We start from the raw sequence: 24,993 nt of genomic DNA, 5'->3' as shown, positions 1-24,993 counted from the left end.
ACACTCCACATCTCTACGGTTAGTAATAATCGTAGAGATTTTTCTTTTATATAATCTCTATTTTAGTTTGGTTTTGTCGATATGAGTAATTTGCGATCTTCCGCTATTCCTGTTTCTGATCCGTCTGCGGGGTTACGTATTACGGAGATCTTCTATTCATTACAAGGTGAAGCCAACACTTCAGGCTTACCTACAGTGTTTATACGCTTAACAGGTTGTCCACTGCGTTGTACTTATTGTGATACCACCTATTCTTTTGAAGGCGGTGAACGTCAGTCTTTAGAGGATATTATCCAGACCACGCTTGATTTTAAAACACCTTATATTTGTGTTACTGGTGGTGAACCATTAGCTCAACCCAATGCGTTACCACTCATGGAGCGTCTAGCAGATTTAGGCTGTGAAGTTTCCCTTGAAACGAGTGGAGCGCTAGATGTTTCAAAAGTGGATCGTAGAGTTTCTAAAGTCCTAGATTTAAAAACACCAACTTCAGGTGAAGACTCACGTAATTTAATGAGTAATTTAGACCATTTAACTCAACATGATCAGATTAAATTTGTCATATGCAATCGTGAAGATTATGAATGGTCTAAACAACAAGTGAATCAATATGAGTTGCACAAGCGTGTAAGTACAGTTTGGTTCTCACCTGCTTTTGCTGTTGAAAAAGGCGCTGCGAAGTTACCGCAACTTGCGCGTGATTTAGCACAATGGATCTTAGAGGATCACTTACCAGTTCGTTTCCAGCTTCAATTACATAAGTTGCTCTGGAATGACGAAACAGGTCGTTAAAACGTAAAAAAAAATAGCTCAAATTAAAACAGTACAGCACTTTTCTGTACTGTTGTTTGAGACAAAATGATCTTTTAGTGTGCTGACACTTTAATGGTCGTGCCATTTAAATTAATCCCTTTCATTGAAATATCCCCAATCTTATTATTTATTGATGATGCATCTCCAACGCCTACTCCCCATAACATGGCATTAAAGCCATTTTGATCTCCAAGACGATTTATTTTGAGTTCCAGTCCATCTGTACGTATCGAACCTGCAACATCGAAATCAAGATTATTGATGCCGAAACGCCCTGGTTGAGTATTTTTTAAATTAATAAATTCTATTCCGAATGCGCCACCACCATCATGATCGTGGACTTTGAAGCCCTCTAAACGTAAGCCGTCTTTAAATATTCCATTCAGTTTTAAAAGACTGCCTTGAGGTGCTGAACCGAGCTGAATATTGGTTGAGAGGTTGGATACATAAAATTTCATATTATCCATAATTTTAACGGGGTCACTATAGCCTCGTCCTGTTGGACTAACTTGACCCGATTTACCCACCCAAATATCACCGGTATTAATAATAATATCTTCAGGAACAAATACACCTAAATTCAGGAAAGGCCCTGTAGTACTATTCCCTCCTTGTGCATCGATTTTTAAAGTAATACTAATATCTGCCGAACCAGAAGAAAGTGATAATGGATTTTTACTACGCCCATTCGCAGTACCAAAAATTAAGGCACCTGCTTTTGTGTTTCCTTCGTTGTAATCTGGTCCGAATCCACTGTTATCGTGCCAAATCAAATCAGCTTGAATGGGTCCACCTGGTAAAAGGCTAATCGTAATACCATCTTGTGCTGCATATGTTGACAACTCTTGATCTGAAAGCTCCTCAAATGCAAAAGAATTTGTACTGATCAACGCAGCAGTGGTTAAAATTAAAGTATTAATTTGATTCATTTTCATTCCGTAAAAATTATTTTTGTAAGTTTTAATCAAGTATTTGTTAAATTATATTTAATATTTAAACAAAAACAACAACTGTTTAAACTTTATTCGACTCAAAAGAGAGTTTTATCTCATCTTCTAAAACGAACATTTCACTTTCTTTATAATCATCTCATTTAGTTTTGTGACTTATGCAGATCTATATATTCAAAAAATTTATACCCCATTATTCTTTATATAATCAGTTATAATTCATTTTTTATTTACTTTAATTTTTTGGAGTTCTCCTATGCGCCCTCGTGCCATTGTATTGTTATCAGGTGGTTTAGACTCAACGACTTGCTTGGCTTGGGCGCAAGCACGCTATGAATGTATCGCTTTAAGTTTTATGTATGGTCAACGCTCAACAACTGAATTGGATGCTGCACGTAAACTGACACAACAAGCAGGCGTTGAACATCGCGTGATTAATATAGATTTGGGTAATTTAGGTGGTTCTGCATTAACTGATCATTCCATTGATGTTCCTGATCAAGAACAAGAAGGAATCCCTGTCACTTATGTTCCAGCACGTAATACGATTTTCCTGTCTTATGCACTTGCAGCAGCAGAAGTGTTTGACGCAGAAGCCATCGTAATTGGAATTAATGCGGTAGATTATTCGGGTTATCCAGATTGTCGACCAGAATTTATTGAAGCATTTGCCAATATGGCAAGATTAGCGACAAAAGTAGGTGTGGAAGGAAAACCTCTTAAATTTGAAACACCTTTACTACAATTATCCAAAGCAAATATTATTCGCTTAGGCATCGAACATGGCGTAGACTACAGTCAAACGGTGTCATGCTATCAAGCAGATGACCAAGGACGAGCTTGTGGAAAATGCGACAGCTGTCGTTTGCGTAAACAAGGTTTTGCAGATGCAGATGTTGAAGACCCAACTCGTTATATACCGTAATAACAGGGTGCCATATATGAAAAATTTAAAATCAAACATTATTCTTTCAGCCATTGTTTCTGCTGCAGCACTTTTCGGTTCTGCTGCTCAAGCAAATGAGCCGAATAATAAAATGCAGCAAGCCTACAAAAGTACTAACGTAAAATCTGCACTGATTAATGTTTGTAAGGAAGAAACTGCTAAAGGGAATAAGCTTTCTGCTGCTGAAGTCAGCAAATATTGTACTTGTGCAATTGAAGCAGACGGCAAGCTCACTAATGCTCAAAAATGGGAAATCCAAAGTGCGATTAACCAAAAGAAAAGCCCTTCTACCTTAGCTATCGTGAAGAAACAGAACGCTGATCTTCAAGCATGCTTCGGTCCACAGTTAACGTCTAAGCTACAGTCGTTAACAGAGGAAGCAATGAAAGCAGCACAAGCTAAAAAATAATCTCAGTTAACATAAGATAGCCACCTCGTGTGGCTATTTTTTTGAATTCCCCTATAAATGTAGTGACAAATTTTGAGGAAAATATAATGTCTACGGAAACGATTAGTTTACCCAATCAAACATTCCCAACGACTACAGGTTCTGTGAATTTAACTGAGTTGAATGCAGATTGGCTCATCATTTATTTTTATCCAAAAGATTCAACGCCTGGGTGTACAACGCAAGCTGTTGGTTTTTCATGTTTGAAAGATCAGTTTGATGCGCTTCATACCACTATTTTCGGTGTTTCTAGGGACTCAGTGAAAGCCCATCAAAACTTCACCGAAAAGCAATCTTTAACAATTGATTTGATTAGCGATAAAGAAGAAGTGCTTTGCCAACACTTTGATGTGATTAAAGAGAAAAATATGTATGGAAAAAAAGTGATGGGGATTGAGCGCTCAACTTTTATTTTTCATCAAGGAAAACTCGTTAAAGAATATCGTAAAGTCAAAGCTGCAGGGCATGCTGAACAAGTGCTTGAAGATTTAAAAGCTTTGAAAAGCTAAGAAAAAACCCACGATTGACGTGGGTTTCATCTATTTATACTTCTTTTTAACTACGATTAGAAATCAAAACTTACGCCAAGTTTATAAGTTCTTGATCCACCAATCAGCGCATAATTCGAGTTAAAAGCACCTTCCCAATATTTTTTATCTGTAATGTTATCAACATTCGCTAAGAACGTCGTATTCACGCCGCCAAGCTTGGTCTTATAACGTGCACCTAAATCGATGACAGTATAATCTGGAAGTTCCAAGGTATTGGTATCATTTAAATACTGTTCGCTGACATAACTTGCTCTGGCATTTAAATTTAATCCTTCGAGTTGTGGGACATCATAATCCACCCCAAGCGTTGCGGTAAAATCAGGTACGCCAAAAACTTGATTTCCTTGATTCATTTGAGCTTTGGAATATTTTGCATCAATATAAGCCAAACTTCCCATTAGGTTTAAATCTTCAGTAATGGCTCCAGAAAATGACCACTCAATGCCGCGTGATCGAGTTTCAGCACCATCTGTTGTAATTTGATTAATTGTTACACCATTTTCTGTATAAGGTTCAATCGACTTGCTCATCGTGCTTGGTTTTTCAATTTGATAGAGTGCCAGCGTATTCAGCCAAGTTCCATGCTGATGTTTTGCACCTAACTCATATTGCTTCGTCACAAACGGCGCAAAAGTAACTTTGTCGTTTGCATCATTGACATTATCAACGGTCGATCCTTCTGATAACCCTTCTACATAGCTTGCATATAGTGACAAGTCTTCACCAAAAGGTTTAACGACGATCCCTAAACTTGGTGAAATACGGCCTTCTTGGTAATTTTTTTTGGTCTGTAAATTATTCGTTTCAATATCTTGATAACGAGCGCCTACAATCAATTGAAGCTGATCATTCAATAATGAAATTTGATCAGTCAATGTATAACTGATGTACTTATTATCTGCTAAAGGTGCAATTTCTGGACGCTGTAAAGGCATATTGCCTTCTTTACTTGGGTCATAAAGATTGGTGTTAAAATCTACAGGAGGAGCTCCACGTCCTTTATGTTGATCCGATTTTTTATTTAAATAATCTGCACGCAATCCAACATTATGCTGTATTCCAGCAGTATCAAATTTTCCTTCAACCCCAATGTGTGCTGTTTTATTTTTTTCATTTGCACCCACTCGGTAATATTGGGAAGAGGCATCGCCGTCCTCATTCTTTACGATCATTCGTGTACCGAATAAATGACCATCATATGATTTTTCAGCATATCCTAGACCAGCAAAGGTTTTCAAATAGGGAGAAAATTGATATTCACCTGATAAGCCAGCAAATTTACTGTCAGAATTCCCTTCTAACCACGGAAAATAGTTTTGGTCACCTTTAGGCGGTGCAATGACTTTGTTAACTGTATCTTTTCCACCCAGTGCAACCATTGTTGGTGACCCACCATCGCGATTTTGCTTAATAGCATAACTATCAAAATTAATTTTAAGTTTATCCGTGGTGTAATCCGCAGCGATGGAACCAAGAACTAGGCGATCATTCATATCATTAATGATATGTTCACCATCACCATATGCACCATTGACCCGAACACCAAACTCACGGTTTGCACCAAATCGTCTTGAGACATCAATACCTGATTGATAGTAGCCGCCATCTTGGTATTGTGTGTTTAGTCTTGTCATGTCTTGGTCAGCGCGTTTAGAGTTGGCAATGACCACACCACCAACGCCTCCATTCGGTGCCATACCAGCGACAATTGCATTTGGTCCTTTCAAAACTGTCACTGATTCTAAAAATTCAGTCGGCACTTTTCCGTATGGTGCAATACCATAAAATCCGTTGTAGTTCATATCCTCATGATTTAAGTCAAAACCACGAATTTTGAAGTTTTCGTTTAAATGACCTTGATTTGTCGTCAGTCGAATACTGGCATCATTTTTTAAAACATCACCTACGGTGGATGCCTGTCTTTCTCGTATTAATTGCTCCTCATATTGCATTACAGTGAATGGTGTATCGATTAATTTTTTTTCACCTAAAGCACCCAACTTAGATACATTGCTTAATTTTCCATCTGCATAAGCATTAATCGCTTCAGCTTGTGTTGTAATCGTAGGAAGTTGGTTTTGATCATTTGCCCATGTGATAGTCGCTATACCGCCACTCATCATAAGAACACTTACAGATTGAGAGAGTAATTTGGTACTGTAATTTTTCATTTTCGGAACAATTAATAATAATGAGAATCATTATTATCTTTATGTGAGTTTTTGTTCATTAAATGTTGTCATCTAATCGACGTACAAGCTTTAGAGGAATTTATCTAATCAATATTCATATAATTAAGTGATAGGCGATGTACCACATGATTAAAGCAATCAAAATATCCAAGACTTGCCATGCGCGGGGATTGTGAAAGTAAGCTGATAGATAATGCGCACCAAAACCCAAACTAAAGAAAAATAACCATGATGCCGTGATCGCACCGATAGCAAACGATAATAAGTGATCTTCAAATTGCGTTGATATCGCACCTACAAGCACGATAGTATCTAGATATACATGGGGATTCAGCCATGTGAATGCCAAGCAAATGAGAATAATTTTAAACCATGAAACAGTAGTGTGATGATCAAGACTCATCGTTTTTTTGGGCGAAAATGCTTGATAAAAATGATGGACACCATATATCACTAGAAATGCAGCGCCACCCCATTGTGCATACGTCATTATTTGTTGATGGCCTGAGATAAACTTCCCAAATCCAAATACACCAGCCAAAATTAAAAGTGAGTCTGAAAAGGCGCAAATGAGGCAAATAGACAGAACATATTCTTTTTTTAAGCCCTGTTTAAGCACAAAAGCATTCTGAGCACCTATCGCCATAATCAAACTTAAACTCGTTACAAAGCCATTAAAGAGTACGGATAAAGACATAAAACACCTAATATTTATCATTAGGCGGATTATGAACAATTCAATCTTAAATTGAGTATTATTAAATTAATATTAAGTTCATTAAGTTTTATTAAATCATGATCTTCAATTATAAAGACTGTGTCGCGTTTATCACCGTGGCGGAAACTGGAAGTTTTGATCTGGCTGCTAAAAAGCTTTGTCTCTCTGCTGCCGCAATTACTCTTCGTGTCCAACAATTGGAACGTCAGATTGGTCAAACATTAATCCTGAGAGAACGACCTTGCCGTGTGACACATTCAGGTGAAATATTGCTTGAACATTTATTACGGCAAAAGCGTCAAGAAGAAAATGTTCTGCAGCTTATTCAGGGGAAAAATCAAAATTCTGAGTTTTATAAAATTATCATTGGAACGAATGCAGATTCTTTAGAAACATGGCTCTTGCCTGCGATTGCTGAACAGTTAATAAAGCAAAAAATCACAATACAACTTCAAATAGATGATCAGGATCATACGCATCAATTAATGGAATCAGGCTATGTAAATGCATGTATAAGCGCTGAATCCCAACCCATGACAGGTTGCCACTCAGAATTTTTGTTCACGATGCGTTATCAAATGGTGTGTAAGCCAGAATTCAAATTAGCATGGTTTAAAAACGGACTAAATCGCGATTCCTTTCGCCGTGCGCCTGCGGTCATCTTTAATGATAAAGATCATTTACATGAAACGGTTCTACTGAATCAATTTGGATTACCGCAATCTAGTTATCCATATCATTATGTCCCCTCTTCTAAGTCATTTGTCGATGCAATCCAACTCGGCTTAGGCTATGGCATGGTGCCTGAACTGCAAGTTCAAGACTTACTCGACCAAGGACTATTGATTTGTTTGTTGCCTGAGGCAACACAAGACGTTGATCTATATTGGCATCATTGGAAACAGCAGTCCCCACAACTCAAACATATTACTGACATACTCATGACATTAAAAAAGCAGTGAGTGAATCACTGCTTTCTTTTCATCGATTTAGTTGGCTTTCCATTGCCCTTCAAGCTTGATATTCACTTTTTCGCCAATTCCACCAATCGCTTTGCGCATACCGAAATCACTACGGTTGATGACTGTTGAAGATTGTACATTCAACACATTTGGATTCGATGCATTTGGAGTTAAAGTTGTATCAAATGAAACTGGGCGTGTCACACCACGCATGGTGAGTTGTCCATCAAATTTGTATTTATTATTTCCTAAAGCACGAATTTGATTACTTTGAAAGGTCACAGTTTTATATTTGCTTGCATGAAAGAAACTGTCACCAAAGACCATATCCTTTAAAGAGTTTTTGCTCAGTTTAAGGCTATTCACATCCATCACAAATTTAGCTGAACCTTGATTAGGCTGTGCCGGATCAAAATTCATCTGTGATTGATACTTTTGAAACTGCCCATTTACAATCGACATTCCTGCAGATCGGATATCAAAGCTGATCTTACTGCTAGGTGATAGTGTCCATGTTTGCGCTTGAGCAAAAACAGAAGCAGACAATAGCACTGTGGCCAAACTCATTTGTGTAATAGTACGCACGATTTCCCTCGGTTTTCTTGTGTTAAACACAATCATTCAATTGATTCACTCAAACTTGTACTGTCTTGACGTTGGTATTTAGTTTTCAGTTGTTGGTAAATTTCTAAATTTTGAAACGCTTGTAAAAATTGAATGGTTCCGTGGGGAAGTTCTTTTTCCATAATTTCCCCCCGATAGTATGCTTCGCGAAGTGGTGTTGCAGAAATTGCACCTTTTAAACTATCGAGTTCCAACATCTCCCATTCTGGGAAAAATTTTAGATAATAGGATGAGTCATCTTTAAAGTGACCGATTAAGCCAACTTGATCATTTGGCTGTACTACACTCGCCACTAAAGATTTGACCAATTTTTGCCATTTTTTATCATTATAAACATCAATGACGTGTACAAATTTGATTCTTGCCTGTTGATCAGGAGAAAAGTTAGACAAAATCATCTGTTCACGTTCAATGGCTAAAAATGGATTTTTTATATTCCGCTCTAATTGAGCAGAACCAAGCGCTAAAATAACATTCTGGCTATGCGTTAGCGCAATTTTAATGGTTTCCATATGTGCCAAATGAAAAGGCTGAAAACGTCCGATATAAACCAAATAATCAAATTTATAATTCATCGCCAAGTCACGTTTATGAACTGATCAGTTATGTCACTCTTCGCCAGAATACGACATAATAGATTTCATAAAATCTATATTAATTGAAAGCAAGGATAGTACGATGTCATTAAGTTGTATTCAACAACCTCATGAGCATTTAAATGCAAAATTAGAAGAAGGTGTGCTGACCTTGGCGATTAATCGTCCTAAAGCCAAAAATGCATTATACGGCGAATTATACCTCTGGATCGCCAAAGCCCTTGATGAAGCAGACAAAGATCAAGCTGTTCGTGTGGTCATTTTACGTGGCGAAGATGCGGATTTCAGTGCTGGTAATGATATGCAAGACTTCATGAAATCTGCGGCGATGAAAGATCAAATTCGTCCAGAAGATGGTCCTCCTTTTGTGCTTTTAAAATCTGCTGCTAAATTTTCTAAACCACTGATTGCTGCGGTACGTGGTGTCGCAATTGGTATTGGCGTAACGATCTTATTGCATTGTGACTTAGTTTATGCAGATAACACTGCTTTGTTCCAAATTCCATTTGTAAGCTTAGGTCTTTCACCTGAAGGCGCATCTAGTAAATTACTAGCACGTCAAGCAGGTCATGTGAAAGCAGCAGAACTTTTATTAACTGCTGATAAATTCGACAGTGAAAAAGCATTGGCTGCAAACTTGATCAACAGTATTGAATCTGACGTTTATGCAATTGCCGCTCAAAAAGCCACTCAACTGGCTTCACTACCACTTGCTTCTCTCGTGCAATCTAAAGCCTTAATGAAACATGATGTTGATGAGATCGTGTCCTGGATTGATCATGAAGCAGTAATCTTTATGGGGCGCGTCGGTTCTCCAGAAATGATGGAAGCTGTACAAGCTTTTATGCAAAAACGTAAACCTGATTTCACACAATTTAATTAAGCTAAAAGATCCGAGTCTCACGGCTCGGTGAATACTCTCTATCTAAGGAATGGATCATGACGACTGAAAAAAAACGCTACTACGAACCTGCACCACAAGGCATTGATGTTGAAAATTTCAAAAAGGTCGTGACCAGTCGTCGATCTGTTCGGAAGTTTACAGAAAAACCTATACCGTCTGATATCCTCGATCAATGTTTAGATTTAGCACTCTTGGCCCCTAATTCATCTAACTTACAACCTTGGACTTTTTATGTTGTCCAAAATCCTGAAAAGAAACAAAAGATTGTAAAAGCGTGTCTAAATCAATGGGCTGCGCGCACAGCGGCTGAATTGATTGTCTGTGTCGCACGTACAGATCGAATTAATGAAATGGCAAAGCTGAATATTCAAGAATTTCCATTTCCTGAGATTCCTCCACTCGTCAAAAAATATTACACCTATATTCCACTGAATTATAAAACGGGTTACTTAAATGCAATTGGTAACTTTAAGAAAGTAACTTTCAAAGTAGCACGTACTTTTGACAAACAAATGCCTGTTACCGCTTTTACACCAGCGGATGCCAAACTTTGGGCAGCGAAGACAACAGCTTTAGCCTGCGAAAATCTTGTACTCGCGCTCAGAGCTTATGGATTCGACAGTTGTATGATGGAAGGTTTTGACGAACCTTTAGTATGTAAAACATTGGGGCTCAATGCTAAAGAGTTTCCAATTATGGTCATTGGTGCGGGAGAGCGTGCTGAAGATGGTGTGTTCTTCCCACAATATCGTTTCGATCGAGACTTATTTATTCAAAAAGTTTAAATGTAATATCACACATTTTTGATGACTTATTTTTCGTGTTGACACTTCAAACAATTGCTTACTGTTTGTAGTGTCAATTTTTTTCTTTTATCTCGATTTATATTTTTGATTGTATTTTTCCAAAAATGATTTTAAGCCAAAATATTAATTGAGAATAAGATGAAAATTAAACTTCCCTCAAGCATTGTTAAACATATAGATCATTCAGCTCTAGTAAATGGTCAAGCTTTTGATGCAAACACTGCGATCCACACACCTCTCGGAAAATATACCTGTGTACACTACGGGATCATGATTCCCAATCTAACGGCCCCATTCAACTTCTTAAATATGATTGTGGTTGCAGGACAACCTCTCGTTAAAATATTCAGAAATTCTCATTTAATAAAAACTTCAGATTTAGATACCGCAAATCTATTAATTGGTACTGCTGCAACGCAGCCTAATTTATTTTCTGGATATAGTATACAGCATGAATGTTTACTGGCGACTAATGGTCAATATCTCAAATTCGGTAATGACTTAGTTATAGAGGTTAACTACCCAGACATTAAAGCAACTCGCCAAGGTCATGCTTTCAATTATGAACTTAAATTAAAAGCGACTGATAAAATCGCACATTTCGTTAAACTCGCCGGAAGCATGTATGAACACTGGTCACTGCTTTGTGAGTACCAAGGATATTTAGAACTCGATGGACAGAAAACTCAGGTTCAAGGTCTATGCACCTTCGAATATGCACGTGGTGTCAATATCAACATTCCCATTCGATTTTTTACTTATCAAATCTTAAATATTAATAACCACACTCAAGTCTTATTTGTGGACACTCATGGTCCAATGGGCTTAGTTTTGCAAAGTCGTGTTTACGTTCGTTCTGTAGATCATCATGGAGGAATATACGAACGAGGGCTTGAATCTGTGGTGCATGAATATGAGCCTGAACCTGTCACTACACCAAATGGCATTAAAATGCGTTTACTTCGAGTCTTTGAATGGCAAGTCAATGATGATCAAGGCAATCTTCTGATTTCTATTTATGGCAAGGCCAATGGCGACTTTAAATATGGTATGGCTGGCGGTTATGCAGGTAGTTACCAATATTCAGGTCAATTCAAAGGTCAGCATATTCAGGGTCGAGGTTATATTGAGTATATTGATCCTATAAGCAATTAAGCGCTTCAAAATAAACTTTCAATAATTAAGCCTCATGAGATGGGGCTTTGACATTTAAAGACATGTTCATTCATTCAAATTATTTCTAAACTCATTTCAACATTATAATTTCAGCATTTTAAACTGAGGATAGAGCATCCTTAGTTTTTCCAATGCATGACTTGAGTCTTGAATATCGGTATGAGCGCAAGAAAAAGTAAAATCAGAACCGATGCTGGTATTTTTCCAAGCATGGTATACGAGACAATGCAAAATATGGGCGTTGATGTGGATTTAATATTTTCGCAATTAAATGCGTTACAACATCCAATCGACTATCCTCAACGCGATTTAAGATATGACAATCGTGTTCAAAAAAAATTCTGGGAACTCACAGAAGTTATTACACAAAATTCCAATATTGGTTTAACTGTCGGTCACCATCTCCCCACTTTTCGTGGTCAACTTTTTGAATACATTTTTTTAAGTAGTGCAAATTTTGGCGATGCATTAAAAATAGCAATGAAATACTATCAATATTTCACTACAGGATTGGATATTGAACTTCACATAGAAGATGACACCGTTACCCTAAATGGTTTTCATCACCCTGTCCGTCATTATTTAGAATGTACGATTACCATTGTTTTATCTTTTTTTGATTATATCAGTCAGGGAAAATTTCAAGCACAAGAAATTTGGCTCAGCTACGACAATACAGAATTTCAGGACTTATATCATGAGCTATGGCATTGCCCAGTTTATTTTAATCAGCCTTATGGTTGTATAAAATTCAAAGCAGAAATTCTAGAATATGCCTCTCCGTCTGCTCAGCCTGATTTATTTCTGTTACATCAAGCTATCATTGAGAAGCACATTGAACTTGTAGATAAACATGAATTAGTCATTCAAATTGAAGAGGCTTTAGGCGAACAACTAAAATTAAGACAATTCGCTCTAGAAGATATCGCAAGAATTCTTAAACTCTCCCCGCGTAAAATCCAAATTTCACTCAAAGATATTGGAACTAATTACGAGAATGTTCTAACGTCATTCAGACAAAAACTTGCTCGTCAGTTACTAGCTAAAACCGCACTCAAACATGATGAAATTGTATATTTAACAGGGTTTTCAGAGCCATCAGCCTTTTCTCGAGCCTTCAAATATTGGACAGGAGAATCTCCATCCTCGTATCGTCAGCGCATACAAAATTCAACCGATCATGGGTCAATAGAGATAATGTGTAAGAATTCAAAAGCTGGTTCTTCATAAGGATGACTGGCTTTTAATGCACGTGCCACTTCTATGGCTTTATCTTCAGGCACAATAGTTTCTACACGCCACTCTTCAACTTGTTCAAGCTCTCCGACTTGACCTATAAATGGTTGAGCCCCATTGACAGGTTTAAATTGACCTAAGCCCTTGACCTGCCAAGCGCATTGCTCATAATCACCGATCCCGCCTGCACCTGCTTCAAATACTGCCTGTTTCGTCAACTCTAGATGTGATTCTGGTACAAAATAGATCAGTTTAAGCATGAATAACCTCTTCCACTCTTTTCCGCTCTGTTGTCATTTGCATAAGGGCTTCAGTAATCATTTTCAATGCAATATTGTTTGAATGACGATGATAATTCGCATATAGACCAAGCTGTGGTAATTGCTCATCTGTTTTCACAATTTTGATATTATGATTTAAAAACTTCAGGAGGTATTCGGGAGCAAAACTAAAGCCCATTCCCAAATTAATCAGATTGATATGCTGTAATACATTAGTCACCCACAGCATTTGATCATCCATCTTTTCGAAGGGAACTAGAACATTTAATTTGTCATAGAATATTGGTGAAGCATTTTGTTCACACATAATGACTGATGAATTTTTTAATTCTTGTAGTTTCAATGTCCGTTCTGAAGGATGAAGATTGTCTGCAGCCACCAAATAAATTTGTTCTGTCAAAATATGGATATCTTCATAATCTGAATGATCCATTTTGTATCGAGTAAAACATATATCAAGTTCAGCATTTCTAAGTTTTTGTATTTGCTCAGTACAAGTCAAACTGTATAAATGAATTTTAAGATTTGGAATATTCTTTTTTAACTGCGCCAGAATGCTAGGCATCAGTTTCAGTTCAGCCACATTCAAAAATCCAATGTGAATCTGATTATTCTTTTGCTGAGCGACCTGTCTAGCTGAAGCTACAGCTTGCTTGGCATTGTCCAGCGTCAAAGCTGCGTATTTTAAAAATGCTTCCCCCTCATCAGTCAGTTTGACTTTACGAGTGGTCCGATCAAATAAAGTAACACCGACTTCCTGTTCAAGATCTTTAATTTGCTGACTGAGTGATGGTTGTGCGGTATAGAGCTTTTCGGCAGCTTTAGTAAAGCTTTGCTCTTGAGCAACAGTCATAAAATACCGTAAATGTCGTAATTCCATATCTCAATCAGCCCATCGTGCATAAGTGCACGTTCATTACTTTGAATTTTATATAGATCGATAGTTTATATGAATACGACTATAGATCACTGCACTTTTTTTCTAGACTGACTCAATTCAAAAACTCTCCCCATGTATTCAATTCATTTAGGAAAAAGCATGTCTCAACATTTTGACACTGATGTTCTTGTCATTGGTACTGGTCCTGCTGGTTCAACTCTGGGGCTTGCCCTTGCCAATTATGGCGTCAAAGTTCAATTGTTTACCCAGTTTAATTGGTTAGCCAACAGTCCTCGTGCACATATTACTAATCAACGTGCCATGGAAGTCCTCCGTGATTTAGGTATCGAAGAACAGGTGAAGGAAATCGCAACACCTTGGGAACACATGGGTGAAAGCCTGATCACAACCAGTTTAGTCGGCGAAGAAATTGCCCGTATCAGTGCTTGGGGCACAGGTGATGAGCGTCATGGCGATTATATCAAAGGAAGTCCATGCCCTTTAGTGGATCTTATCCAACCTAAAATGGAAGCGCTGCTCGTTAAAAATGCGGCAGAGCGTGGCGCTATTTTTAACTTCAATACTGAATATTTATCTCACGTACAAGATGAACACGGCGTGACTGCAACATTCCTCAATCATATTACCAATACCGAATTTAGTTTACGTGCAAAATACTTGGTGGGAATGGACGGTGCACGTTCAAAAGTTGTTGAACAATTGGAATTACCACTTGAAGGCGTTATGGCGCGGGCTGGTACAGTGTATGTGACCTTTAAGGCGGACTTATCTAAATACGTTCAGCACCGCCCTGCGATTTTGCAATGGATTGTCAATCCTGAAGCAAGTTTTGGTGATTTAGGTATGGGACTATTGCGTGCCATCACCCCATGGAATGAGTGGATTATGGGTTGGGGCTTCGATATTTCTAAGGGCGAGCCTCAAGTGACTGAAGAACAAGTTCGCGCACGCCTTGATGCCTTCGTTGGTGAGCATGTAGAAGATGTCGAAATTCAAAAATTGTCTTATTGGTACGTGAACCAAACATGGGCAACTGAATATTCGAAAGGTCGCGTGTTCTGTGGTGGCGATGCCGTACATCGTCATCCACCATCAAGTGGTTTAGGCTCAAATACCTGCATGCAGGATGCCTTTAACCTCGGTTGGAAACTTGCATATGCAGTTAAAGGTTGGTCTCAACCTACGCTTCTCGATTCTTATACCGTTGAACGTGCGCCTGTAGGTAAGCAAATTGTTGCACGTGCCAACCAATCACGATTTGATTATAAACACCTCAAAGAAGTTTTTGGTTTTGATCAAGGTGTAACAACCCAAAAGCAAATGCTGGAGCGTATTTTTGCTGAAAATGAACAAGGCGCTGAATTACGTACAAAACTCTACAATGCATTAGCAATTAAAAATTTTGAATTTAATGCTCAAGGTGTTGAACTGAATCAGCGTTATAGCTCAAATGCGGTCATCTCTGAATCAGAACCTGAAGTATTTAAACAAGATGATCAACTTTACCTACAAGCCACTACACGCCCTGGAGCAAAAGTACCGCATACTTGGCTCATCAATGCTAAAGGTCAAAAAGTTTCAACTCTAGATATTACGGGCAAAGGTCATTTTACCTTACTCACAGGCCTCTCAGGCAAAGGCTGGAAACAAGCTGCTGAACAGCTTAATCTTGAGTATTTAGATGTCATTCAAATCGGTTCAAGAGATTATCGTGATGTCTATGGTACATGGAATGCGAAGTCTGAAATTCATGAATCTGGTGCTGTTTTAGTACGTCCAGATGGCTATGTTGCTTGGCGTTATCAAGACAGTACCAATGAATCTTTTGATTTTGAAAATACTTTGAGAGCAGTACTGAAACAGATTCAATTGATCATTTAACTAATAAAAGCCACCAAACGGTGGCTTGCTAACTTGGATGAAATTTCATACGAATGTCAGCATCAGTGAAGAAAGGACTTTATGATGGTAGTCAAAATTTGTTGGATACGTTTATTTGAATCTTTTTATCCGATATAAACGCAGCTTAGCTTGGTATTCCCTTGAGATGTTTCATCAAAACTCGGCTCACTCTCCCACTTTTCACCAAAGTATTTTTTAAGTTGATACAGTACGGTCGATGGGTGACCTTCAAAAATAAAATAATAAGCGCCAGATTCACTCTCTGAAGTTTTAATTGCTTGAAATGCAATTTTGATAACTCGCACACCATACTTTTCAAAATTCACAGCAAAATCATCTTGAACCATATGTTTGGTTTTATAATTTTGATAAGCATAAATTCCCTGATAAACATTATGGGCTAATTTAATTTCCTGTTTCGTCTGATTTACTTTAATTCCACGCTTTTTTTGTTCATTAAGATCATTTGAAATTTGAAAGATTTGCGCTGACGATTGACAGTTTAAAGAATTTAATTCATCAGTTTATCAACTGTAATATTTGTTGGATAAGCATGACTGCACATAAGTGCCAAGCCTGTTAAGATCAATATTTTTTTCATAGTGACTATTCTAAAATCTAAAATTTATAAAACATTATAACCACGAACAATCTGATGACTTGATTGAGTTTTAAATTTAAATAATAGTTACTCAGTTTAATTTTACAGGTATTTTTAAGCTCCAAATGTATTTTTCATATAATTCAACAATTTAAAAAATATTTACTCTACAAAATTCTTTATTTAATTGTTTATTGAAATAGTAGAATTAACTTATAGAGGGCTTTTGATAAAAATCTGCATCACTACTTGTGAGTGACTGTTTGGATATATTCCGTTATTGAATAAAATAGTCATTATTAAGTTTTATTTATACAAATCATCCTTAAAGCAAAAAAATTAGCTGGGAATTCAAAGGATTGTCACATTTCTTTCATATCATGACATGGTTCAATTATGAACATATTATAATGAAAGGAGTTTAAAATGAATAAGTTAATTTTTTCATCCCTACTTTTAGGTTTATCTGTTCCAGCGCTTGCTGACTTTAATTGTAACGGTGTAATTAAGAATAAAACCATTGATGACAATGTAAAAGTGACACAACCATGCACGCTTGATCAAGTTACAGTCAAAGGCAATATAATGCTCTATTCAAATGCGCAAGCAACTATTTTAAATAGCACGATTGACGGTAACCTCGAATCTAAAGGAAATTTCGGTCAAGTGACGGCTAAAAACAATAGCATTGACGGCAATATTCAACTTGAAAAAGGTAAAACGATCCAACTGCACAATAACCGTGTAGATGGCAATATTGAACTTAAAGAAAATCGTTCAAGCATTCAGGTTACTGCAAATCAGGTCGATGGTAATTTAAAATGTGAGTCAAATAGCCAAACTCCAAAAGGCGGACAAAACCGCGTTAAGGGGGACAAAGAAGGACAATGTCGTAGCTTGTAATCATTTATTCGATCAGCATCAACTTAAAGATTCATGAACTGAGCTTTAAATTCGAATTTAAAGAAAGCCACCTTAAGGTGGCTTTTTTTTACGCAGTTAAGAAATAACCTGCAATTAAAAATAGGATTTGAAGACTGGCCACAAAAGCGAATAGCTTCCAGCCTTTTTGCCTCAACTCGTGTTTGTTCAGTATCATCATTGTTTTGGTCATATCGTCACCTCATACCTGAGTTAAAAACGAACCGCATTAAATTCTTACTTATTATGGTTAGCTATATGTCCAATGAACACACTTGTCCTAACCTCTATATAAAAACAAAAACCAAACCAAGTCCAGTGGGAGAAAGATTTTGAAACCAAATCTATAAATACAAAAAACCACCAAAATGGTGGCTGAATAAGCTCATGTTAGCGAATCTAAATTTATTTTTCCATAAGGTAAATTTAAGATACTATTTAACAATGCTTTTTATTAATAAATTTATTCATTATTTTCTTTTAAGCTCCACGTTGAAAATAAAAAAACTGACATTGTTCCAGCTAAATTGACTGCCAATTCAGCATGACGCGATGCAGGCTTAAAATTCTTTTTGCCCTGACCATGTGCATCCCCTACTTTGTTTCTCAATGATCCTAAGCCTCCAATCACTGAACTACATCCTCCAAGAATCTGTTTAAAAGTTTGTTCTGTGTGTTGATAAGGTGCTAAATTTAATTCTTTACTGACTAATCTATATAGTTGATTAATATCAGGCGCATTTCCGTAGTCAATTTGATGTTCATCAAGAATATATTTACAAGTCGACTCTAAAAGTGTCCTTGCTAATGTAATAGCACCATCAGGATCAGTTACTCTCCGCTCTAATGCTTTCTGCCATATTTGATGAATATAATCAGAACTTAATTCGTTAATTCTCAACTCCACTACTTGATCTAAGGGAGAAGTATTTCTACTTTCTAAAACATTCAATAACTCTTTAAATTCTGAATAAATATAATTCTCACGTTCCACATAAGATTTAAAATCCCATTTAATTCTCGCTTCAAACTCATCTAAGGTATTTGTATCTTTAACAATAAATGGAATATATCCATAAAGATTTTTTATCAGCAATTCTTTTCTAAGCTCTTGAAATGCCTCTGAGGTACCTTTTTCATAACTATCTGTAGCCCTAGCTATTAGCAATTCACGCAAGTGTAATACTTTTTAAATTAGACCAGACATTTGAGAACTCTTTATTTTTTTTCAACTCAATTCTACATCTTCAAAACAATAATTTACCTATGAAAAAGCCACCTTATGGTGGCTTTTTCAATCTATTGATTTAATCAACCAATAAACTTACGAGCATTACGGAACATACGTAACCATGCACCATCTTGATCCCAATCTTCAGGTTTCCAAGAGTGCTGAATCGCACGGAAGTTACGCTCTGGATGAGGCATCATAATCGTTGCACGACCATCAGTTGAAGTCACACCTGTAATTGCTTCAGGTGAGCCGTTCGGGTTCAATGGGTAATGTTGAGTTGGATTACCTTGGCTATCAACATAACGTAAAGTCACTTGATTACCCGCATTCAATGCAGCAATAGAGCTGTCCGCTGCAACAACGCGACCTTCACCATGCGCCACAGCAATTGGTAAAATCGAACCTTCCATACCTTCTAACAGTACAGATTTAGATTTTTCAACACGAACGTTTACAGCTCGCGCTTCAAACATTTCTGATACGTTACGATGGAAACGTGGCCAGTTTTCAGCACCTGGAATGAGTGGAGCCAATTGAGACAACATTTGGCAACCGTTACAGATACCGAGTGAGAATGTTTCTTGACGGTTAAAGAATTTCTCAAATTGATCACGAAGTTTAGGATTGAACAATACTGACTTCGCCCAACCACCACCAGCGCCTAAAACGTCACCGTAAGAGAAACCACCACATGCCACTAAACCTTCAAATTCATCAAGGCTTACACGACCAGCGAGTAGGTCACTCATATGGACATCAATCGTATTGAAACCAACTTTGTCGAATGCAGCTGCCATCTCCACATGACCATTTACACCCTGCTCACGCAAGATTGCCATATTCGGACGACGTGTATTGATATACGGTGCTTCAATTTCTTCATTCAAATCGAATGTCGCTTTTGCAATAAGACCTTTATGATCTTTATTCGCAATTAGACTATATTCTTGATCTGCAGTTTCCACGTTGTCACGTAAACGTTGAATCTGATGTGACACTTCAGTCCACGCTTGTTGCAGTTCAACACGATCTAGCGTTAAACCATTGATCGTTAGCGTATCAGTAGTATTCACTGTACCAACGACACTGATCGCATCTTTTAAGCTTGATGCTGCGACTTCAGCTTGTAGTGCATCCCAATCAGCTTTAGCAATTTGTAATACCGCACCAATTTCTTCAGCAAATAAGCTTGCTACAGACTGATCTTCTAAAGCCACACCTAAGCGTGAAGCGAACATCATCTCTGCAACAGTTGCGATTAAACCACCATCACCGATGTCATGGTAAGCTTTAATTAAACCACGGTTATTCCAATCTTGTACCAATTCAAAGAATGCTTTGAAGTCATCGAAGCTATCTACATCTGGTGTAACCGAACCAATTGCTTTATACACTTGCGCAAGGATCGAACCACCTAAACGGAATTGACCTTTAGACAAATCAATACGTACAAGTACTGAATCTAAGTTTTTCAATTCTGGTGTTAATGTCTTACGCACATCAGTCACTGGTGCAAATGCTGTGATCACACCTGACATTGGAGAAGTTACAGACTTATCTTCACCTTCGTCATTCCAAGTCGTACGCATCGATAAAGAATCTTTACCTACAGGAATTGCGATGCCAAGCGCAGGACACATTTCCATACCGATGGCTTTTACACCTTCAAATAATGCTTGGTCTTCGCCTACTTGACCTGCTGCAGCCATCCAATTCGCAGACAATTTAATGTCGCTGATTTTCTCGATTTTTGCAGACATGATGTTGGTGATTGACTCAGCCACTGCTAAACGTGCAGATGCCGCAGGATTTAACAATGCTACAGGTGGACGTTCACCCATTGCCATTGCTTCGCCTGTGTAGCCCACTAAACTTGTTGTTGTTACCGCAGCATCTGCTACAGGCACTTGCCATGGACCAACCATTTGGTCACGTGCAACCATACCTGTAATTGAACGGTCACCAATGGTAATTAAGAATGATTTAGACGCAACTGTTGGGTTCTTAATCACACGATAAATCGCATCTTTAAGATCAGTCACTTGTGCAGCATCAAAGTCATCACCGTGACGTTCGATACAGTCATACGCGCGGCTCATACGTGGCGTACCACCTAAGATCACTTGCATTGGTACATCAACTGGGTTGTTACCAAACAATGGATCTTCAACCGTTAAATGACGCGCTTCAGTCGCTTCACCTAATACGGCAAACGGACAACGTTCACGCGCACAGATTGATTCAAATAATTCTAATGAAGATGGACGGATCGCCAATACATAACGCTCTTGCGCTTCATTTGACCAAATTTCCATTGGCGCCATACCTGGCTCCAATGATGGTACTTTACGAAGATCAAGTTTTGCACCTAATTCGTGGTCATTTACCAGTTCAGGCATCGCATTTGAAATACCACCAGCACCTACGTCATGTACAGACACGATTGGGTTGTGGTCTTCCATACGCCAGCAAGTATCAATGACTTCTTGGCAACGGCGTTCCATTTCTGGGTTTTCACGTTGTACAGAAGCAAAGTCTAAGCTTTCGCCCATTGTACCGCTATCTACAGAAGAAGCAGCGCCACCACCAAGACCGATGAGCATTGCAGGACCACCAAGCACGATCAATAAATCGCCCGGTTGGATCGCATCTTTTTCAACGTGGTCAGGACGGATGTTACCGTAACCACCAGCAATCATAATTGGCTTATGGAAACCTTTTACATCACCATTTACATTTTGCTCAAATGTACGGAAGTAACCATTTAACGCAGGACGACCAAATTCGTTGTTAAATGCAGCACCACCCAATGGACCTTCAATCATAATTTGAAGTGGAGATGCCATACGAGATGGTTTACCGTAGTTTTCTTCCCATGGCTGTTCGAAGCCTGGAATATTCAAGTTAGATGTAGTGAAACCTGTTAAGCCTGCTTTTGGCTTACCACCACGACCTGTTGCACCTTCATCACGGATTTCACCGCCCGAACCTGTTGCCGCACCTGCAAATGGTGCAATCGCTGTAGGATGGTTGTGGGTTTCCACTTTCATTAAGATGTGAGCAGCTTGGCTCTTATATTTATAAACATAATGACCGTTTTCATCTTTTTTCGGATAAAAACGTTGCGTATCAAATCCTACAATCACTGAAGCATTGTCTTTATATGCTGACAATACATCTGTAGGTGATTCTTTATAGGTATTTTTAATCATTTGGAACAATGACAATGGTTGAACTTCACCATCGATTGTCCATTCTGAACCAAAGATTTTATGACGACAATGCTCAGAGTTCGCTTGTGCAAACATCATGAGTTCAATGTCATGCGGATTGCGACCTAACTTGATAAATGCATCAGTTAAGTAATCAATTTCTTCATCCGATAAAGCAAAACCAAATTCAGAGTTTGCTTTTACGAGCGCTTCTTTACCTTGACCTAGAATATCAATCGAGTTTAGTGGTTTTGGCTCAGTTTCAGTGAATAAAGCAGCAGCATCGTCAATTTGATTGAAAACACTTTCTGTCATTCGGTCATGCAGAATTTGCTTAATTTCATTTGAAACGTCTTTTACACCCTTCAAAGTAAACAAAACACCGCGTTCAAGACGATGAACCGGTGTGTTGCAGTTCGCGAAAATATCGGTCGCTTTTGAAGACCACGGCGAAATTGTGCCTACGCGTGGAGTGACTAAGATTTGAATCTCATCTGTGGCTGCTTGGCGTAATTCAAATGACGCACCATCATTTAGAAGCTGTAAAGCGGATTGCTGTTGTTGCTCGTTGAGCGCTTGGTCGAATAAATAAACCCATTGACTTTCTATTGATTGAACCGAACTAATTGACTGTAAACGAGTTAATAGTTGCGTTTGCTTAAAAGAAGAGTGTGCTGGTGCACCGGCCACGATAAACATGCTGATTTTGGCTCCACGGGATGGTCTTTTGAACCATGCCACAATGTGACTTGAAGAGAGCGCATATTCTACTGTGTATTGCAAAATTCAGCTAGATAGCAAAACTGCTTTAAGACATATTTTCGATCGAGTTTACGAATAAATCTTTTTTATTCAGTAAAAAAAATTGAATTGCACCCTATGATGCAATTCAAATGAGATACGCCTAAATAATTCTTCAGTCATCTCAACTATTGAGTGTTGGTGACTTTTAACAGATGTTGAATCGCCTCTAGAGCCATAATCATAGATTTTGGATCAACTAAATCCTTGGTATCACAAGCTTGGTGATAACATGGCGCAAAATCTAAAATTATCTCCCCCTCGTTTGCACCTGGACGTTCTTGTTCATTAAATAAAATGATCGATGTGACCGGCACTTTTCCTAGAAATGGTGATGTGTCGCTTGCTGTTAAAGTGGTGATGTCTTCTTTGATCGTTAAGTTCTTTGCTTTAAAGAATGATTTTAAATGTTCTTCAAGCGCAGTATCTTCTGGATGACTAGGTAAAGACTTTAAGCCATCAATCATTGGTTTATAGTCAGATTCAGATAATCCAGCAGACTTAAACTGGGCTTCTAAATCTTTTAATGAAGATTTATCTACATCAGCAACCAAAATATTCGGATTTTTTGTACCGACCATATCAACATTGATATAAGCCTTTATTCCCTTCAGCTGTTCAGGTGTCATTTTAGCAACAAAATCTTGCGAACCTCCGATACCATCTTCTTCAGAATCCCAAAATGCAAGGTAAATTGTATTTTGAGGATGATTTTCAGATTTTGAATAATGTTGTAATAGCTCTAATAGAACGGCTACACCTGTACCATTATCATTGATCCCAGGCCCTGTGGTCACAGAATCATAATGCGCACCGATTATCGTAGCTAAATCAGGATTTTTACCTTTGATTTCGATAATAATATTCTGACCTACAATCTTATTGCGATTTTCAAACGGCAACATCTGAGCGTGCAAACCAGCTTTTTTTGCCTCTTCAATAATATAGGTTGCAGTTGCCTTACCACCATCCGTTCCAACTGCGCGATTACCGCCATGAGCTGCTGCAATATCTTCTAAGGCACTAAGATGACTCATGAGACGTTGTTCGATCAAATTCGAAGTATTGATTTGCATGGTTACTTGTTGATTTTGATTTGGTGTATGTGAGCAAGCACTCAACATAAAAATACTGGTCATTAATGCTGTTAAACAAAGTATTTTTTTCATTGTCATGTGGATATCAGTTTATTAAGAATTCCATTTTAGAGAAAAACCTTATTCCATCCACAGATTTTTGTAATAAAAAAAGAGCCCGAAGACTCTTTTTATTTATGTTTCTAAATTTTTAATTAACCAAATCGACCCGTAATATATGCCTCAGTCAATTGATGATCAGGTTGAGTAAATACTTTTTCTGTCGAATTCACTTCAATCAAATCACCTAAATGGAAATAGGCAGTACGGTCTGATACACGTGCAGCTTGTTGCATTGAGTGCGTAACGATTGCAATAGTATATTGTGTTGAAAGCTCAGCGATTAACTCTTCAACTTTAGCCGTAGCAATTGGGTCAAGTGCTGAACAAGGTTCGTCCATTAAAATCACTTCTGGCGAAACTGCAATAGTTCGAGCAATACATAGACGTTGCTGTTGACCGCCTGATAAACCAGTTCCAGGCTGATTCAAACGATCCTTAACTTCATCCCACAAGCCCGCTTTACGTAAACTATTTTCAACGATCTCTTCTAAATCATATTTGTCACGTGCTAAACCATGGAGTTTAGGTCCGTATGCAACGTTTTCAAAAATTGATTTTGGGAATGGGTTTGGCTTTTGGAACACCATACCCACTTGCGCACGAAGTAGTACTACGTCGAGATTAGGATCATAAATGTCTTGATTATCCAACATGACTTTACCCGTTACCCGACAACTATCTATCGTGTCGTTCATACGATTTAAAGTACGTAGGAATGTTGACTTACCACATCCAGATGGACCAATAAAAGCAATCACTTCATTTTGGTAAATATTAAGATCAATGCCTTTAATCGCTTCAGATTCACCATAATAAACATGAACATCAGTTGTACTCAGTTTTACAACATCCGATTTTGCTTCTTTTTTATTTTCGCTTTGCGTGTCAAATTGTGAAACAAACGAAGTTGACGTTTTTTGATTTGCATCTTGAGATGTAAATTGTGTTTGATCTGAATTCACTGATTGATCCTTTTTTAAGGAATTTTGAGTTACTTGCGAAGTTACTGTATTCATATT

Annotated in this window: 24 protein-coding genes; 11 read left to right on the top strand and 13 right to left on the bottom strand. The window is 37.9% G+C overall.

Annotation, left to right across the window (positions count from 1 at the left end; all coding sequences use genetic code 11):
- Positions 1 to 81: 81 nt before the first annotated feature.
- Entirely contained in the window at positions 82 to 792 is a 711-nt protein-coding gene (queE, locus tag AC1M85_RS05515) for a 7-carboxy-7-deazaguanine synthase QueE (RefSeq protein ID WP_092767073.1), read from the top strand.
- A gap of 74 nt (positions 793 to 866) precedes the next feature.
- Here queE and filA read toward each other — a convergent pair whose 3' ends face one another.
- Positions 867 to 1,742: a putative pilus system protein FilA gene (filA, locus tag AC1M85_RS05510; protein WP_481594689.1), complete on the bottom strand. Its 876-nt coding sequence runs from the start codon at positions 1,740 to 1,742 to the stop codon at positions 867 to 869.
- 277 nt (positions 1,743 to 2,019) lie between these two features.
- On the opposite strand from filA, the gene queC reads away from it, so the two are divergent.
- The 3 genes from queC to AC1M85_RS05495 all read left to right on the top strand — a co-directional run bounded on the left by queC (position 2,020) and on the right by AC1M85_RS05495 (position 3,666).
- Positions 2,020 to 2,688, top strand: coding sequence for a 7-cyano-7-deazaguanine synthase QueC (gene queC, locus AC1M85_RS05505; protein WP_488213708.1), 669 nt, complete (start codon positions 2,020 to 2,022; stop codon positions 2,686 to 2,688).
- Positions 2,689 to 2,704: 16 nt separating this feature from the next.
- Positions 2,705 to 3,118, top strand: coding sequence for a hypothetical protein (locus AC1M85_RS05500; RefSeq protein ID WP_035267219.1), 414 nt, complete (start codon positions 2,705 to 2,707; stop codon positions 3,116 to 3,118).
- An 86-nt stretch (positions 3,119 to 3,204) separates the two neighbouring features.
- Positions 3,205 to 3,666 carry a peroxiredoxin gene (locus AC1M85_RS05495; protein WP_488213707.1) on the top strand — a complete coding sequence of 154 codons (462 nt, stop codon included), beginning with the start codon at positions 3,205 to 3,207 and terminating at the stop codon, positions 3,664 to 3,666.
- Positions 3,667 to 3,722: 56 nt separating this feature from the next.
- Here AC1M85_RS05495 and AC1M85_RS05490 read toward each other — a convergent pair whose 3' ends face one another.
- Together AC1M85_RS05490 and AC1M85_RS05485 are read right to left on the bottom strand one after the other, a co-directional pair.
- Complete coding sequence (locus AC1M85_RS05490) at positions 3,723 to 5,879, bottom strand: TonB-dependent receptor (RefSeq protein WP_488213706.1); 2,157 nt, start codon at positions 5,877 to 5,879, stop codon at positions 3,723 to 3,725.
- Between the two features lie 115 nt (positions 5,880 to 5,994).
- On the bottom strand, positions 5,995 to 6,597 hold the full coding sequence (locus tag AC1M85_RS05485) for a LysE/ArgO family amino acid transporter (protein ID WP_488213705.1): 603 nt from the start codon (positions 6,595 to 6,597) through the stop codon (positions 5,995 to 5,997).
- Between the two features lie 101 nt (positions 6,598 to 6,698).
- On the opposite strand from AC1M85_RS05485, the gene AC1M85_RS05480 reads away from it, so the two are divergent.
- Positions 6,699 to 7,580: a LysR family transcriptional regulator ArgP gene (locus AC1M85_RS05480; protein ID WP_488213853.1), complete on the top strand. Its 882-nt coding sequence runs from the start codon at positions 6,699 to 6,701 to the stop codon at positions 7,578 to 7,580.
- Between the two features lie 27 nt (positions 7,581 to 7,607).
- Here the strand turns inward: AC1M85_RS05480 and AC1M85_RS05475 are convergent, their stop codons facing one another.
- The gene (locus tag AC1M85_RS05475) at positions 7,608 to 8,165 is read right to left on the bottom strand and encodes a YceI family protein (RefSeq protein ID WP_228143107.1); all 558 of its coding nucleotides are present in this window, start codon (positions 8,163 to 8,165) and stop codon (positions 7,608 to 7,610) included.
- Positions 8,166 to 8,197: 32 nt separating this feature from the next.
- Positions 8,198 to 8,779 (bottom strand): nicotinate-nicotinamide nucleotide adenylyltransferase, encoded by a 582-nt coding sequence (locus AC1M85_RS05470; RefSeq protein ID WP_488213704.1) that lies wholly within the window; start codon positions 8,777 to 8,779, stop codon positions 8,198 to 8,200.
- Between the two features lie 103 nt (positions 8,780 to 8,882).
- On the opposite strand from AC1M85_RS05470, the gene AC1M85_RS05465 reads away from it, so the two are divergent.
- The 4 genes from AC1M85_RS05465 (at position 8,883) to AC1M85_RS05450 (ending at position 12,916) form a co-directional block, all read left to right on the top strand.
- A complete protein-coding gene (locus AC1M85_RS05465) occupies positions 8,883 to 9,683 on the top strand; it encodes an enoyl-CoA hydratase-related protein (protein ID WP_481591404.1) in 801 nt (266 codons plus the stop codon).
- A 56-nt stretch (positions 9,684 to 9,739) separates the two neighbouring features.
- Positions 9,740 to 10,489, top strand: coding sequence for a nitroreductase family protein (locus AC1M85_RS05460; RefSeq protein WP_481589018.1), 750 nt, complete (start codon positions 9,740 to 9,742; stop codon positions 10,487 to 10,489).
- Positions 10,490 to 10,648: 159 nt separating this feature from the next.
- Positions 10,649 to 11,665, top strand: a complete 1,017-nt coding sequence (locus tag AC1M85_RS05455; RefSeq protein ID WP_488213703.1) for a DUF6670 family protein — start codon at positions 10,649 to 10,651, stop codon at positions 11,663 to 11,665.
- Between the two features lie 180 nt (positions 11,666 to 11,845).
- Entirely contained in the window at positions 11,846 to 12,916 is a 1,071-nt protein-coding gene (locus AC1M85_RS05450) for a helix-turn-helix domain-containing protein (RefSeq protein ID WP_488213702.1), read from the top strand.
- Here AC1M85_RS05450 and AC1M85_RS05445 read toward each other — a convergent pair.
- Together AC1M85_RS05445 and AC1M85_RS05440 are read right to left on the bottom strand one after the other, a co-directional pair.
- Entirely contained in the window at positions 12,865 to 13,182 is a 318-nt protein-coding gene (locus AC1M85_RS05445; protein ID WP_092767083.1) for a YqfO family protein, read from the bottom strand. The two genes, AC1M85_RS05450 and AC1M85_RS05445, sit on opposite strands and share 52 nt — an antisense overlap.
- On the bottom strand, positions 13,175 to 14,083 hold the full coding sequence (locus tag AC1M85_RS05440; RefSeq protein WP_488213701.1) for a LysR family transcriptional regulator: 909 nt from the start codon (positions 14,081 to 14,083) through the stop codon (positions 13,175 to 13,177). Before AC1M85_RS05440 ends, AC1M85_RS05445 begins: the two co-directional genes overlap by 8 nt.
- A 159-nt stretch (positions 14,084 to 14,242) precedes the next feature.
- On the opposite strand from AC1M85_RS05440, the gene AC1M85_RS05435 reads away from it, so the two are divergent.
- Positions 14,243 to 15,985: an FAD-dependent monooxygenase gene (locus tag AC1M85_RS05435; protein WP_488213700.1), complete on the top strand. Its 1,743-nt coding sequence runs from the start codon at positions 14,243 to 14,245 to the stop codon at positions 15,983 to 15,985.
- A gap of 125 nt (positions 15,986 to 16,110) precedes the next feature.
- Here AC1M85_RS05435 and AC1M85_RS05430 read toward each other — a convergent pair whose 3' ends face one another.
- Positions 16,111 to 16,332: a hypothetical protein gene (locus tag AC1M85_RS05430; RefSeq protein ID WP_488213699.1), complete on the bottom strand. Its 222-nt coding sequence runs from the start codon at positions 16,330 to 16,332 to the stop codon at positions 16,111 to 16,113.
- A gap of 701 nt (positions 16,333 to 17,033) precedes the next feature.
- On the opposite strand from AC1M85_RS05430, the gene AC1M85_RS05425 reads away from it, so the two are divergent.
- Positions 17,034 to 17,510 carry a hypothetical protein gene (locus AC1M85_RS05425; protein ID WP_488213698.1) on the top strand — a complete coding sequence of 159 codons (477 nt, stop codon included), beginning with the start codon at positions 17,034 to 17,036 and terminating at the stop codon, positions 17,508 to 17,510.
- A gap of 88 nt (positions 17,511 to 17,598) precedes the next feature.
- Here the strand turns inward: AC1M85_RS05425 and AC1M85_RS05420 are convergent, their stop codons facing one another.
- The 5 genes from AC1M85_RS05420 to pstB form a co-directional block, all read right to left on the bottom strand.
- Positions 17,599 to 17,706, bottom strand: coding sequence for a KGW motif small protein (locus AC1M85_RS05420; protein ID WP_373687177.1), 108 nt, complete (start codon positions 17,704 to 17,706; stop codon positions 17,599 to 17,601).
- Between the two features lie 285 nt (positions 17,707 to 17,991).
- Entirely contained in the window at positions 17,992 to 18,705 is a 714-nt protein-coding gene (locus AC1M85_RS05415) for an abortive infection family protein (RefSeq protein ID WP_488213697.1), read from the bottom strand.
- Between the two features lie 134 nt (positions 18,706 to 18,839).
- Positions 18,840 to 22,673, bottom strand: a complete 3,834-nt coding sequence (gene purL, locus AC1M85_RS05410) for a phosphoribosylformylglycinamidine synthase (RefSeq protein WP_488213696.1) — start codon at positions 22,671 to 22,673, stop codon at positions 18,840 to 18,842.
- Positions 22,674 to 22,903: 230 nt separating this feature from the next.
- Positions 22,904 to 23,950, bottom strand: a complete 1,047-nt coding sequence (locus tag AC1M85_RS05405; RefSeq protein ID WP_488213695.1) for a M20/M25/M40 family metallo-hydrolase — start codon at positions 23,948 to 23,950, stop codon at positions 22,904 to 22,906.
- Between the two features lie 116 nt (positions 23,951 to 24,066).
- Positions 24,067 to 24,990: a phosphate ABC transporter ATP-binding protein PstB gene (pstB, locus tag AC1M85_RS05400; protein WP_035267112.1), complete on the bottom strand. Its 924-nt coding sequence runs from the start codon at positions 24,988 to 24,990 to the stop codon at positions 24,067 to 24,069.
- Between the last annotated feature and the right edge of the window lie 3 nt (positions 24,991 to 24,993).

Source organism: Acinetobacter sp. 24-47-64 (assembly GCF_057737055.1).
This window is presented reverse-complemented; position numbering and strand designations above follow the sequence as displayed.